Origin of the sequence: Carboxylicivirga linearis (genome assembly GCF_018271995.1) — a bacterium.
Classification (GTDB): Bacteria; Bacteroidota; Bacteroidia; order Bacteroidales; family Marinilabiliaceae; genus Carboxylicivirga; species Carboxylicivirga linearis.
The window spans coordinates 308,897-323,189 of the sequence record NZ_JAGUCO010000001.1 but is presented as its reverse complement, the minus strand read 5'-3'; the positions used below and the strand labels follow the sequence as shown (position 1 = coordinate 323,189).

At 37.3% G+C, this 14,293-nt stretch carries 11 protein-coding genes; 5 read left to right on the top strand and 6 right to left on the bottom strand.

The annotated features are described in order from the left end of the window. Positions 1-98: 98 nt before the first annotated feature. The gene (gene ispG / locus KEM10_RS01390) at positions 99-1,946 is read right to left on the bottom strand and encodes a (E)-4-hydroxy-3-methylbut-2-enyl-diphosphate synthase (RefSeq protein ID WP_212212493.1); all 1,848 of its coding nucleotides are present in this window, start codon (positions 1,944-1,946) and stop codon (positions 99-101) included. A gap of 115 nt (positions 1,947-2,061) precedes the next feature. On the opposite strand from ispG, the gene gldA reads away from it, so the two are divergent. Further along, positions 2,062-2,970 (top strand): gliding motility-associated ABC transporter ATP-binding subunit GldA, encoded by a 909-nt coding sequence (gene gldA / locus KEM10_RS01385; protein WP_212212490.1) that lies wholly within the window; start codon positions 2,062-2,064, stop codon positions 2,968-2,970. A gap of 60 nt (positions 2,971-3,030) precedes the next feature. Next, positions 3,031-3,804, top strand: coding sequence for an SDR family oxidoreductase (locus KEM10_RS01380; protein WP_212212487.1), 774 nt, complete (start codon positions 3,031-3,033; stop codon positions 3,802-3,804). Here KEM10_RS01380 and cls read toward each other — a convergent pair. Together cls and ribD are read right to left on the bottom strand one after the other, a co-directional pair. Further along, positions 3,799-5,262 (bottom strand): cardiolipin synthase, encoded by a 1,464-nt coding sequence (cls, locus tag KEM10_RS01375; RefSeq protein ID WP_212212484.1) that lies wholly within the window; start codon positions 5,260-5,262, stop codon positions 3,799-3,801. The two genes, KEM10_RS01380 and cls, sit on opposite strands and share 6 nt — an antisense overlap. A gap of 40 nt (positions 5,263-5,302) precedes the next feature. Further along, the gene (gene ribD / locus KEM10_RS01370; protein ID WP_212212481.1) at positions 5,303-6,364 is read right to left on the bottom strand and encodes a bifunctional diaminohydroxyphosphoribosylaminopyrimidine deaminase/5-amino-6-(5-phosphoribosylamino)uracil reductase RibD; all 1,062 of its coding nucleotides are present in this window, start codon (positions 6,362-6,364) and stop codon (positions 5,303-5,305) included. A gap of 36 nt (positions 6,365-6,400) precedes the next feature. Between ribD and prmC the strand changes: the two genes are divergently transcribed. Next, positions 6,401-7,255: a peptide chain release factor N(5)-glutamine methyltransferase gene (gene prmC, locus KEM10_RS01365; RefSeq protein WP_212212477.1), complete on the top strand. Its 855-nt coding sequence runs from the start codon at positions 6,401-6,403 to the stop codon at positions 7,253-7,255. On the opposite strand, the gene KEM10_RS01360 is transcribed toward prmC, so the two are convergent. Beyond that, on the bottom strand, positions 7,242-7,829 hold the full coding sequence (locus tag KEM10_RS01360) for an acyl carrier protein phosphodiesterase (RefSeq protein ID WP_212212475.1): 588 nt from the start codon (positions 7,827-7,829) through the stop codon (positions 7,242-7,244). The genes prmC and KEM10_RS01360 overlap by 14 nt on opposite strands. A 243-nt stretch (positions 7,830-8,072) precedes the next feature. On the opposite strand from KEM10_RS01360, the gene KEM10_RS01355 reads away from it, so the two are divergent. Further along, on the top strand, positions 8,073-9,419 hold the full coding sequence (locus tag KEM10_RS01355) for a cyclic 2,3-diphosphoglycerate synthase (protein WP_212212472.1): 1,347 nt from the start codon (positions 8,073-8,075) through the stop codon (positions 9,417-9,419). A 57-nt stretch (positions 9,420-9,476) separates the two neighbouring features. Here the strand turns inward: KEM10_RS01355 and KEM10_RS01350 are convergent, their stop codons facing one another. Further along, positions 9,477-10,610: a 4-phosphoerythronate dehydrogenase gene (locus KEM10_RS01350; protein ID WP_212212469.1), complete on the bottom strand. Its 1,134-nt coding sequence runs from the start codon at positions 10,608-10,610 to the stop codon at positions 9,477-9,479. Positions 10,611-10,894: 284 nt separating this feature from the next. Between KEM10_RS01350 and KEM10_RS01345 the strand changes: the two genes are divergently transcribed. Then, the gene (locus KEM10_RS01345; RefSeq protein ID WP_212212466.1) at positions 10,895-12,919 is read left to right on the top strand and encodes a transketolase family protein; all 2,025 of its coding nucleotides are present in this window, start codon (positions 10,895-10,897) and stop codon (positions 12,917-12,919) included. Positions 12,920-12,993: 74 nt separating this feature from the next. Here the strand turns inward: KEM10_RS01345 and KEM10_RS01340 are convergent, their stop codons facing one another. Further along, positions 12,994-14,139 (bottom strand): DUF6051 family protein, encoded by a 1,146-nt coding sequence (locus KEM10_RS01340; protein ID WP_212212463.1) that lies wholly within the window; start codon positions 14,137-14,139, stop codon positions 12,994-12,996. Positions 14,140-14,293 lie beyond the last annotated feature (154 nt).

The following is a 14,293-nucleotide window of genomic DNA, read 5'->3' as shown; positions in this document are numbered from 1 at the left end:
AAGCAATTTAAAAAACATAATTACCAATGCAAAATTTTCATTCTCAGAACAGGTAAAAAATCCATGATCTATGTTCTTTTTTTGACAAAATGTTTTTTTCACCCTTTGGGATCCACCCAGTCTCCGTTTTCTTTTATCAATTTTATTAACTCATCAACAGCTTTTTCACCAGGCAAATTTCTCTTAACCAACTCACGATTTTTGAATAAACTAACCGTTCCGGGTCCCGATCCAATATATCCATAGTCAGCATCAGCCATTTCTCCTACACCGTTAACAATACAACCCATCACTCCAATTTTCAATCCTTTTAAATGCGAGGTCTTACTTTTAATCATTTTAGTTGTATCCTGCAATGAGAATAGGGTACGACCACAACCAGGGCATGAGATAAATTCGGTTTTGGTAAATCGTACACGCGAAGCCTGCAAAATACCAAATGCAATATTAGTTAACTCCATCTGTTCAACTGCTCCTTTATTCCTGATTAACAAACCATCTGCAAAGCCATCAATTAACAACAAACCGCAGTCTGCTGCAGATTTAATTTGCAAGTCTTCCAGTTCATTCTCACTGTAATCATTTGAAATAATAATGGGATGAGTCAATCCAAGAGTATCGAGCTTAAAAATCAATGCTCGTTGCTCAACCGGGATGTTCTTATGGTTTGAATACACCATAATCACCACATTTTTATTTTGCTTCAGCTTCTCAATCACAGAATCATTTAATTCAGGTAACGATAACCTTACAAAAAGAGGAACATTTAAGTTACTGTTGTCTATAAATTCAGAAACTGCCATCATTGGGTAAACCTGATTACCCAAATCCTCTGTCCACTTCGAAAATGGAATAATGAAAGAGCGCGACTGATCTATTTCATTAATATTATCAATTAACAAATAATCAACTTTCTGCTCATTATCCTTTTCTCCTATTACAATCGCAATATTCTCATCACCAATATTTAATACAGAATGCGTCTTTCGCTTATTGTATTCAAAAGGTGTATAGGAACTCACTTTTACAGAAGGTATGATTTCATGTCCTACTCTATTAGTAATATAATCAACCAGCTTTTTAGCAACCGGCACCTCTTTCTCTGGATCTTCGGTTAATGAAACCCGAATGGTATCTCCCAAACCATCAGCAAGTAAAGCACCAGACCCAACAGCTGACTTTATCCTTCCTTCATCCTCACTTCCTGCCTCTGTCACCCCTAAATGAAGAGGATAGTTCATGTTTTCTTTCTTCATACTGGCTACCAACAAACGAACCGTATGCACCATAATGCGCGTATTGCTGGCTTTGATACTTAAAACAATATCGTTAAAATCTAACTCGCGACACATCCGAAGGTATTCTAAACATGATTCAACCATACCTTGTGGGGTATCTCCGAAACGACTCATTATTCGGTCGGACAAGGACCCATGATTGGTTCCTATTCTGATGGCTGTATTGTTTTCTTTACAAATACTGAGGAAGGGTTTTAATTTTGACTTTGCTCCCGCCAACTCCTTTGCATATTCTTCGTCGGTATAATCAATCAGGTTGAATTTTTTAGCTCCTCCGGCAAAATTTCCAGGATTAATACGCACCTTTTCCACCTTTTCTGCTGCTATCTCAGCAGCATTAGGATTAAAATGAATATCAGCCACAATAGGAGCCTTATAACCTTTATCGCCTATAATCTGTTTGATATTTTCAAGATTATAAGCTTCACGCCTTCCTTGCGTTGTAATTCTAACAATATCCGCTCCTTCATCCAAAATACTCATCACTTGTTCAGCCGTAGCTTCTGTATCCATGGTGTTGGTTGTTGTCATCGATTGAATACGTATGGAAGCATTTCCTCCAATGGTGGTATTTCCAACTCTCACTTCAAGTGTTGTATTTCTACGGTAATTAAACAGATCTTCGCAGTATAATGGTTCTTCCAACATGATTGATATTTTATCTCATTAATTAAAAGCAAAACAAAAGTAATACAAAGCAATTAGCATTGCTTAATGATGCTTGTTACTTTTTTATAACTTTATTGCCCATAAATAACAAAGTATGTCGATAGTAGTTAAAGGTATTGAGAAAAAATTTGGTCAGCAAAAGGCTTTAGACCAGGTTTCATTCGATATAAAAAGCGGTGAAATTGTTGGTTTTTTAGGGCCTAACGGTGCAGGAAAATCAACCATGATGAAGATCATTACCGGCTTATTAACACAATCGGAAGGCAGTGTTGATGTTTGTGGTCATAGCAATTCTGATATCACAAAAGAATATCGACGTAAAATTGGTTATTTACCTGAGCACAATCCTTTGTACCTCGATATGTATGTAAAGGAATACCTTCAAATGGTAGGTGGAATATATAAATTGCCAAACATCAAACAAAAAGTTGAGGAGATGATTACCTTGACTGGTTTGGAAAGAGAACAACATAAGGTAATTGGCAGTTTGTCAAAAGGCTATCGACAGAGAGTGGGACTGGCTCAGGCATTAATTCATGATCCTGAAGTATTAATTCTGGATGAACCTACAACAGGATTGGATCCTAATCAGATTCTGGAAATTCGAAACCTCATCACCAATATTGGTAAGGAAAAAACAGTAATGTTGAGTACGCATATTATGCAGGAAGTTGAAGCAATATGCGAGCGTGTAATCATATTGAACAGAGGTAAAATTGTAGCTGATTCGCCGGCATCTGAACTCAATGAGTTGAAAGGTGAAACTGAAGTTATTATTCAGGTTGAATTAGATAAGGAATGTAACACATCCGACCTTGAAAAAATAGAAGGAATTAAACTTGTTGAACAAATTGCAGTAAACCATTACCAAATAAAATCGGATCCAAAAAAAGATGTACGACCAGCTATATTTCAATTTGCTGTAAATAATCAACTGATCATTTTAGGCATGACCCGAAAAGAGCTTGGGTTAGAAGGATTATTTCATCAACTAACCCAATAATCAATTAGTTTCTGAAAACTTTATACGGCTATTAATTGTAGTTAAAGGAAAGTTTTCAGAATGGATCTTGGAATAAAAAATCAAACGTTTCTTGTTGGAGGATGTACAGCTGGCTTCGGGAAAGCTACGACAGAAGCTTTAATTAAAGAAGGAGCAAAGGTTATTGGAGTTGCACGCAAACAGGAAGGTTTATTTGAGCTTCAAAAAAAGTATAAAAAGTCATTTATCCCATTAGCTGGGAATATCACCTCATCAGAAACCATCAATGCAGCAGTTACCTTAGCTAAACAGCAAAATATTGATGGTGTATTGATGAATGCCGGAGGACCACCGGCCATGTCTTTTGAAGAAACCCGTTTATCGGATTGGGATGAGGCCTACCGAAACTTACTTCGCTGGAAAGTTGAGTTAACGCACAAATTACTGCCTCATTTTAAAAGCAAGCAGTATGGTAGATTTGTTTTTATTGAGAGTTCATCGGTAAAACAACCCATTGAAAATCTGGTTTTGAGTACTTCCTTGCGCCTCTCGGTGGTTGGAATGATGAAAACCATATCTCAGGAAGTAAGTGGCCAGAATATCAATTTTAATATGATTGCACCTGGGTCGCATGATACTTCAGCCATTAACCGTTTAATTGAAAAGAAAAGTCAAATAACAGGTGAAGACTTTGAGATTGTGAAACAAGGCTTTCTGGAGTCTATTCCTGCAAAACAATTTGGTAATCCCATGCATCTAGGCAGCTTGGCCTCTTGGTTATTATCTCCTATGGCAGAATTTGTAACTGGTCAGGTTTATGCACTTGAAGGTGGCGCAGTAAAATCAACCTTATAATAAGGGACTAAACAAACGGGCAAATGACTCTTTGGTTTTTGCCCACAATGGTCGCTTACGCCACTGTTCCAGAATTACTTTATGCGATTCCATTAAATCTTCCATAAAATACTCCCTCACTTCTTTAGCTGTATCTTGATTGTAGATAAAGGCATTGACCTCAAAGTTTTGTTCAAAACTCCTAAAATCCATATTTGCAGTACCAATAATACAAATCTCATCATCTATCACCAACATTTTACTATGTAAAAATCCGGGTTGATAAAAATAGAATTTGACCTCGGACTCGATCATTTCTTTGATATACGATTTGGTACACAAAGCAGTGAAATAGGCATCACTCTTTTCAGGAATTAATATGCGAACGTCTACTCCACCTAAAGCTGCAGCTTTTAAAGCAAGTAACACACTTTCGGTGGGCATAAAATAAGGTGTTGTTATGTACACATACTTCTGAGCCAATGAAATTGCCTGATACAATCCCATCATAATACCCGGCCAATCAGTATCAGGACCACTCGCTACAACTTGCATCACCTTATCTCCAATGGGCTCCTTAGGAGGAAAATAATACTGCTCAGCAATATCTTTCTGACTCACAAAAAACCAATCAATCAGAAACACAGATTGTAAAGCATTTACCGCATCACCTTGCACCTGCAGATGCATATCCCGCCAAATGCCATAATTGGGACTACCTTCAATATACCGATCGGCCACATTCAAACCTCCCACAAATCCTATTTCCCCATCCACAACCACTATCTTTCGATGGTTTCGGTAATTTACCTTTGCAGTAAAGGTTGGAAATCGAACCTGCAAAAAGCTATAAGCTTCAATTCCATCTTTCTTCAGTTTCTCAAAGAAATCTTTCTTCAACTCCCAACTTCCCACGTCATCAACCAGAAACCTGACCTCAACACCCGCCTTAGCTTTATCTTTTAGAATTTGTAATATCTGATTACCAATGTTATCTAAATCAAAAATATAAAACTCCAGATGGATAAATTTTTCAGCCTTTTTTAATGCATCAATAATAGCATCAAATGTTTGACGCCCATTATTCAGAACTTTAACTCTATTACCGATAGTAACAATCGATGATGAATTATTCAGAAGTAACTGCACCAACCTCATATTGGTTCCCAACTCAGGATGTTCATTCATTTCACCTTCTGCCAGTTTATGACTTTGTGAATGTGCAATGGCAGTGATCAGATCATGATTCTTTAACCCTTTACGGGCAATTATTTTTTCTTTTCTAAGATTCTGACCAAAAAAAATGTAAAAGATAATTCCTAATCCAGGGAGTAATAGCAAAACCAACATCCACGAAATAGCCTTTAACGGGCTTCGGTTTTCTTGCATAATTAAAACAATAATCACCAGCATTGAGAAAAAGTAAGCAACTTTTACAATGGTAATTAGTGTTGGCGATATGGAGTCGATAAAATCCATATAAAATATAGATTCGAATTAGATATTGAATTATGGAAAGCTAAAATACAATATTATTGCGATACACAAACAGGCGACTATCACCAAAAACGCTCTGTTCAACAATTTTTCCATGCACCACCGGAGCTTTTACTCCGCTTTCAAAAAAGGTATTTCCAATGTATTTGTGCGCCTCGTCCCAAAGGTTATGCATAATAAATGAATCTAATGTTGCATGTCCACCTTCTATAATAACTGATTGAATTCCTTTCTCCCAAAGTATTTGCAATATTTGTTCAGGTAGATTCTGATCAAAATCTGCTTTTATAAATTCAATCAACCACCCCTTATCATCCTTCAGGCTATTGATAACAATAGTTGGACAAGAGTTATCCATTAAATGATATTCTGAAGTAAGCTGACACTTTCTGTCAATTACAATTCGTAAAGGTTGTGGACCAACCCAATCTCTAACTGTTAAAGAAGGGTTATCTTTCAATGCGGTATAGGTTCCTACCAAAATAGCTTGTTCTGTTCTTCGCTGCTTATGCACAGCCCTGCGTGCCCAGGCATTGGTAATCCAGGTAGGCTGACCAAACAAGCTACTATCCCTGTCAATATCCAGAAATCCATCTAAGGTCTGTGCCCACTTTAAGATAACATAGGGTCTTTTTTTATTATGAAAGGTGAAAAATCGCCGGTTTAACTCACGGCTTTCTTTTTCCAGGATTCCATATTCGACCTTCACACCCGCCTTTTCCATCATTTCTACTCCCTTACCTGCTACTTCCGAGAAATCATCGATACAACCTATAACTACATGAGGTATTTTATTATCAATAATCAACTTGGAACAGGGAGGTGTTTTACCGTAATGTGCACATGGTTCTAAATTAACATATAAAGTAGATCCAGATAATAACGATTTATCTTTTACCGAAGCAACTGCATTCACCTCTGCATGAGGCTCTCCTGCTTTTCGATGATATCCCTCACCAATGATCCTTCCTTCATGAACAATTACACTTCCAACCAAAGGGTTTGAATAAGTATGTCCCTCGGCCATTTGGGCTAATTGCAAACAACGTTGCATATATTTTTCGTGTATTGAAAGTGTATTCATTGCGGTTTTGTACATTTGCGCCACAAGATACAAAAAATGGCTCTTTCAGGAATTCAACATTTTAAGACATTACTAACAACCCGGCTCAAAAACATTTACCCTGAGCACGAAATAACTCAGTTTAGCAAACTGATTTTACAGGATGTTTTAAATGTAACACCAACACAATTACTTCTTTTGAATGATGACTGTTTAAAAGAAGATCAGGCAACAAAGCTTGAAGAAATAATTAAACGGTTAGCTCAATCAGAACCATTACAATATATTTTGGGACATACTGAATTCTATGATTTGGTTTTAAATGTTTCTCCTGCCGTACTGATACCAAGATCAGAAACAGAAGAGTTGGTTCATTGGATTTTGAATGATTCACAAACAAATAAATCACGCATTCTTGATATTGGCACCGGTAGTGGATGTATTCCTCTTGCTTTAAAAAATAACCTGCCTGATTCTGATGTGGAAGCCTGGGATATTTCTGATGAAGCATTACAAATAGCAAGGCAGAATGGCAAAAACCTGCAACTTGATGTTAACTTTAAAAAGGTGGATGTATTGCAATGCTCATCAGTTAATTTACCATTTACATGCATAGTTAGCAATCCTCCGTATGTGCGTAATCTCGAGAAAAAACTGATGGAAGACAATGTTCTGAAGCACGAACCTCATCTGGCCCTATTTGTAGAAGATAATGATCCTTTAATTTTTTACCGAACCATTGCTCAACTGGGGAAAAAGGCTTTAGTTAATAAAGGCTCTCTATTTTTCGAGATCAATGAATATTTAGAGCAAGAAATGACTAATCTATTGAAAGATATGGGATACATTGACATTGAATGCCGAAAAGATTTACAGGGTAAAGCCCGAATGATGAAGGCTACGCTAGCCTAAGCAACTCTTGTTCGGCCATTTGCTTCACCTCATTAAAAAAGGCTAAAAATTCCTCATTAAACTCCTTATCAAATTGGCGCATTTGTTCTATTGCCCAATCGGCATGAGCTGGTAAAGAAGAATAATTAGACATAATCTGCAAGCTGCGATGTATTCCTTCCACCGTAGCATAGGTCTCCAACCTACGACTTTTAACCATAAAAGGAAGAAAACTTTTAACCTCCCTGGGCAACTTAAAATAATTACTTAACAAGGTTTTATGAACCCGAGAAACATATTTCGACAACTTGACATCAGAAAAAAGCATCCAGTTCTTCCCTAAATAATGATCGTAAAACACATCTATTATAATGCCTGAATAACGACCATACTTTTCATATAAACGTTTGCTACTCTGCTTTACAAGAGGATGTGTATCGGTATATGAATCAATCTTTCTATGAAGTAATATACCTTGTTGTATTTCTGATGAATACCTAAGATAATTACGTCCTTTTACATGATCACCAATAAAGTTTCCTATTTGAATTAAAGGATTATCGCCGGAAAGATATAAGTGTGCCAAAAAATTCATACAAAACTACTAAAGATAATAAAACCACATTCGATATCCAATACTAAAAACCTGTTTCTTAACACCTTCAATAAACGTGTATATTAATAACATAAGCCTTAAATTTAATATACCTTTTAAAGAAATCAGAACGATTGAACACCGATCTGTAGTATAACAAACCAATTAACAAATTGTATGGGCTATCGCCAAAGATACCCTATAATTTTTTGAGGATAGCCCCTTCATCCTAAAACAACGCGTATGAAACGAGTCATTATTATCGGAGCTGCAGGAAGAGATTTCCACAACTTCAACACTTATTTCAGGCATAATAACGAGTTTTCGGTGGTTGCCTTTACTGCGGCTCAAATACCCGATATAGATGGAAGAAAGTATCCTACTGAATTAGCCGGTCCAAATTATCCGGACGGCATTCCTATTTATGCAGAACAGGATCTGGAAAAATTGATTCAGGAATATGAAATTAACACCTGCGTATTTTCATACAGCGACGTGCCATACAAAAGGGTAATGGAAGTATCGGCCCGGGTAAATGCAGCAGGCGCTTCATTTATGTTATTAGGTCCCAATGACACCATGATAAAGAGTAACAAACCTGTTATTTCGGTTTGTGCAACCCGCACCGGATGTGGCAAGAGTCAGACTTCAAGAAAGATTATTGAACTATTAATGCAAGAAGGACTCAGAGTAGTGGCCGTTCGTCATCCCATGCCTTATGGTGATTTGGTTCGACAACGAATACAACGCTTTGCCAGCATTGAAGATTTAAGCTTTCATAAATGTACCATTGAAGAAATGGAAGAATACGAACCACATGTTGTTCGTGGCAATGTTATTTATTCAGGGGTTGATTATGAGGCTATACTTGAGGAGGCTGAAAATGATCCGGATGGATGTGATGTTATTTTATGGGATGGTGGCAACAACGATTTTTCTTTCTATCAACCAGATCTTTCGATAACAGTTACAGATCCTCATCGTGTTAACCACGAATTAAGCTATTATCCGGGCGAGGTTAATCTGCGAATGGCAGATATTATTATCATCAACAAAATAGATAGCGCATCACCTGAAAATATCAATCAACTTAGAGCCAATATTGAAATGGCTAATCCTAAGGCTGTGGTTATTGATGGAGCTTCACCAATTATGGTAGATGACATTTCAGTTATAAAAGGGAAAAAAGTACTGGTAATTGAAGACGGCCCCACTCTAACACATGGTGAGATGAAGATTGGAGCCGGAACAGTGGCAGCTAAAAAATACGGTGCCTCAGAAATTATTGATCCACGATCTTATGCTAAAGGTAAATTAGTTGAAACATATAAAACATATCCTAATATCGGAGCTCTACTTCCTGCAATGGGTTATGGCGATGAACAGATTAAAGACCTACAGGCAACGATTGATGCTGTACCATGTGATTCTGTAATAATTGGTACACCAATTGACTTGAACAGAATTATTAAAATTAATAAACCCAATACAAGGGTACATTACGATCTACAGGAAATTGGTTTCCCAACACTAAAAGAACAATTGAAAGAATTTATTATTCAGAAACATCTGACTGGAGTGAAGTTGTAATTATTTGGATTTCTGATTGACTCCCCATCCAACCAGGTATGGGGAGTTTTTAATTATTTACGTTCTGGTAACATTCTCGAATCCTACCGATTTAAGTAAACTTATCTGTTCATCATTACCTTTGTGAAGATTAACTTCAAAGGCTTTAAACTCTCTTCTAATCGGATAATTTCCTCTTTGTTTTTCAAACTCATTCGTCTTCATCCGCAACCTAATATCATCCTCCTTAATAGCGTAAGTTTGAACAAAAGTATTCGCTAGTACCTGCTCATCGCTTAAGAAAGTGCAATCAATATCAATTGCATTCTTTTTAGGAAGAGGTATATTATTTGGCTCCCAATCATCAAGTCCTAAATTAAATTCACGACTAATAGCCTGAACACTCATCATGGTTCCATTAGCTTTGCCATCTAACGAATATCCGGCAATATGAGGAGTTGCAAGCCAAACCTTATTCATTAACTCTTTATCAATTTCAGGCTCTTTTTCCCATACATCCAAAACTGCAGCAGCCATTTGTTCTTCAGCTAAGGCTTTCTTCAGAGCATTGCCATCAATTACTTCTCCTCTTGATGAATTAATTACCAATGTTGTTTCTTTCATCATCGAAAGTAGTTCATCGTTGCATAAATGATAGGTCTTATCATCGCCTTCCTTGTTTAGTGGCGTATGAAAAGTAACGATATCCATGTCACCAACTATTTCTTTTAATTCATAAAACTGCTCATCTTTTTCTGCTCGTGCCCTGGGTGGATCTACTTTATAAACATGCATACCTAACGCTTCTGAAAGTTTTGCAATTCTGCTTCCCACATTACCAACTCCAACAACTGCAATTTTTTTACCCTTCAGAATCCATCCTTTTTCAATCACCAGCATCCCAAAAACGGATGCTATATATTGTTTCACCGATTCCGCATTACAACCAGGTGCATTGGTCCATTTTATATCGTTATCCTCGCAATACTTAGTATCAATATGATCAAAGCCAATAGTTGCAGAGGCAATCATTTTCACACAGCTTCCTTGCAGACTATTTTGATTGCATTTGGTGCGTGTACGTGTGATTAATGCATCAGCATCTTTAAGAACTTCATTTGTAATTTGCGCACCAGGCAGATAGTTTATTTCACAGATATTTTCAAACACCCCATTTAAGAAGGGTATTTTATCGTCAGCTATTATTTTCATATTCTTTAGTTATGCTTACAAAGTTAATCTTTTGCTTGTCAGATGCAGAATCCCTTAAGTGAAACTTTTCCAAATACATAAAGAATCAAAAACAAGCCTCTGAAAATTTAAGTTACTCTGAAAAAAATGTATTTTTACAAACGGTTTGAAGACTGATCTATTGTTGTTTAGTTAATTCAACATTAGAAACAAGCTGATAAAATGCTCCCTTTCTCATAAGGAAGCATTTTTCAGCAAGTTCCATCTACCTGAAGGTAAGGTGAAATCATTAATCTAAAACTGTAATGGACAAAAACATTTCGAAAAAAGCAGCTGACAACATCAGAGTATTATCAGCAGCAATGGTTGAAAAAGCCAAATCAGGACACCCCGGAGGTGCCATGGGAGGAGCAGATTTTATTCATGTGCTGTTTTCTGAGTATTTAAATTATGATCCAAGCGACCGCAAATGGTTTAACCGCGATCGTTTTTTCTTAGATCCTGGTCACATGTCACCTATGCTATATTCAATATTAGCATTGACAGGTACTTATTCTATGGAAGAACTTTCCAACTTCAGACAATGGGGAAGTCCAACTCCCGGACACCCTGAAGTAGATGTTGAACGTGGAGTTGAAAACACCTCTGGCCCATTAGGCCAAGGTCATACCATGGCTTTGGGTGCTGCCATTGCTGAACGCTTCTTAACTGCTCGTTTCGGAGAATGGATGAGTCACAAAACGTATACCTTCATTTCTGATGGTGGTATTCAGGAAGAAATTTCTCAAGGTACTGGTCGTATTGCTGGTAATTTAGGTCTTAGCAATCTGGTAATGTTCTATGATTCAAACGACATTCAGTTATCAACAACAACCAACGATGTTACCATTGAGGATACCGCTGCAAAATATGAAGCCTGGGGATGGGCAACCATGACCATTGACGGCAACGACCATGATGAGATTCGAAAAGCTTTAGATGCTGCCAACGCTGAAACAGAAAAACCATTCCTTATTATTGGTAAAACCATTATGGGTAAAGGAGCTGTAAAAGAAGATGGTGCTTCTTTTGAAAAAATGGTTTCTACTCATGGGCAACCTTTAAGTGCGGCAGGTGCTTCATTTGCTGACTCAATAAAAAATCTGGGTGCTGATCCTGAAAATCCATTCCAGATATTCCCTGAAGTTGCTGAGGCCTATGCTAAAGTTAATGAAGAGAAAGCTAAAGAGGCTGCTGCTAAAAAAGCAGAACAAGCAGAGTGGGAAAAAGCAAACCCTGAATTAGCTGAAAAATTAGCCAAATATGTATCTGGTGAGGCTCCTGAAGTTGATTACGCAGCCATTGAGCAAAAAGCAAATTCAGCTACACGTGCTGCCTCAGCTGCTGCATTAGCTGCCTTTGCCGATCAGGTTGAAAATATGATTGTGATGTCGGCCGATTTAGCTAACTCAGATAAAACAGATGGATTTCTTAAGAAAACAACCATCTTTAAAAAAGGAGATTTCTCAGGAGCATTTCTTCAAATTGGAGTTGCCGAGTTAACCATGGGAGCCGTTGCTAATGGTATGGCACTTCATGGTGGTGTAATTCCTGTTTGCGGAACTTTCTTTGTATTCTCTGATTACATGAAGCCGGCTGCTCGTATGGCTGGATTAATGCAATTACCTGTTAAATACGTTTGGACTCACGATGCATTCCGTGTTGGGGAAGATGGTCCTACACACCAACCAATAGAACAGGAAGCGCAAATACGTTTGATGGAGAAGTTACAAAACCATCACGGGCAAAACAGCATGTTGGTCGTTCGTCCTGCTGATGCCGATGAAACTACAGTTGCCTGGCAGATGGCTTTGGAGAATACTCAAACACCAACTGCATTAATTCTATCTCGTCAGAACATTACTCAGCTTCCAAATGGATCTTACCAAACAGCATTGCAAGCTAAAAAAGGAGCTTATATTGTTGAAAAAGATGCCGATCAGCCTGACATTGTATTGTTAGCATCAGGTTCAGAAGTAAGTACTTTAGTTGAAGGAGCTAAATTACTTCGCGATCAAAAAGGATTGAAGGTTAATGTGGTTTCGGTTATTTCCGAGGGACTTTTCCGAACTCAGGATGAGGCTTATCAGAATGAAATATTGCCAGTCAATGTAAAACGCTTTGGTATGACAGCCGGTTTAGCTGTTACACTGGAAGGATTAGTTGGCGCTAATGGCAAAGTTTGGGGACTAAATCACTTTGGTTATTCAGCCCCTTATACTGTTCTTGATAAAGAATTCGGCTTTACAGGCGACAATGTATTTAAGCAAGTAACCGAAATACTTGGTTAGTAGATAATATAATGGCAAAAAAGGAGCTGACTTCGTTAAGTCAGCTCCTTTTTTTCTTCAGATCAATCCCGATATTAAATTGTAAAAAGCAAAGCGGCTTTAACCATCAACTTGTCAAAAGCCTCGTTGACCTGAGTTACCAATTTATTAGTAAGTAGTGGAAATGGTGTGACATGAGAATAATTAAAATTAAAATCCCACTCTTCAACATCAGTTCCAGCTAAAGATTCTTTTACATTTTCAGGCCTCATCACAGTATCTTTTTTAAGAACAACCGATGTAAACCTATCTTTTATTGATGAAAGGTACTTATCTTTCACCTTTCTTAATCCATTCATCGAAAGCATACTTTTAAAAGCCTCTCCCAATGCCGTATGATTTAAAACATCATATAAGTATGAATTGTTTTTAACCTCATTCGAAATCTGATTATTATAGAAATATTGAAGCTTATTAAACGCAGCACTATCTAAAATATATTTCGAAGTACCATGCATATCTGCAAACGTACTACCTCCGCAGAAGTTAAATATTCTCGTATTAGAAAAATATTCATCACCGTGTGCCAACATCAATATTTGTGTTAAAAATGTACCTATCGAATAGGTAAACAAATCAATATTGGTGTTACTCTGAAACAATGGATGATTACCGGACTGTATTACTGCCGTTAGTTCCATTAAATCATTCGCCGCCTGGTATCCTGAAAGAAGAAATCGTTCAGGCCGGCTAGTTAATCTTGAACTTAATGCTACATTCACAACACTAGCCTGACTTATCAACGGATCATTTGATTTTCTCTCTTTAACGAAAGGATTCATGACTCGTGGATCACGCCACTCTTTTGGTGCACGATTCATATGATATGCAATAGGAAAAAGAATAACAGGCTTGCCGGTATAAACTGCCAGGGTATATGCCCAAGGTAAATATTTATCCCAACTACGCTCATTCAAACCATGTAGCATAACAATACAACTATCGGCCTTTGCGTTTTTTTTATTTGGGTTGATAACCGGATACGAAAAATCATTATTCGGATTATGCTCCCACTGCTCTATATCAAAATTAGAATTAAACCCATAATCAACAGAGTAACCATAGGTATGTGAATGAAACTCCTCAAAACTTATTCCAAGGGCACGTTCATCAGGAGAGTGTGTGGCAGCTCCTGATGAATATTGTGCCTTTAGAGTCTGATATAGATAAGAGTAGTTCATTCGGTAATTACGGTTAATTATTTCTGATGCTCTTGTGGTTTGTAAGCATCGACAATGCAAACCAATACAAGAATTGCTAAGTATCCAATTTTATGTGATTTGCAAGGGCAAACAGGGCTTAAAATGGCTATTTAGGGGTGAAATTCACTATAGA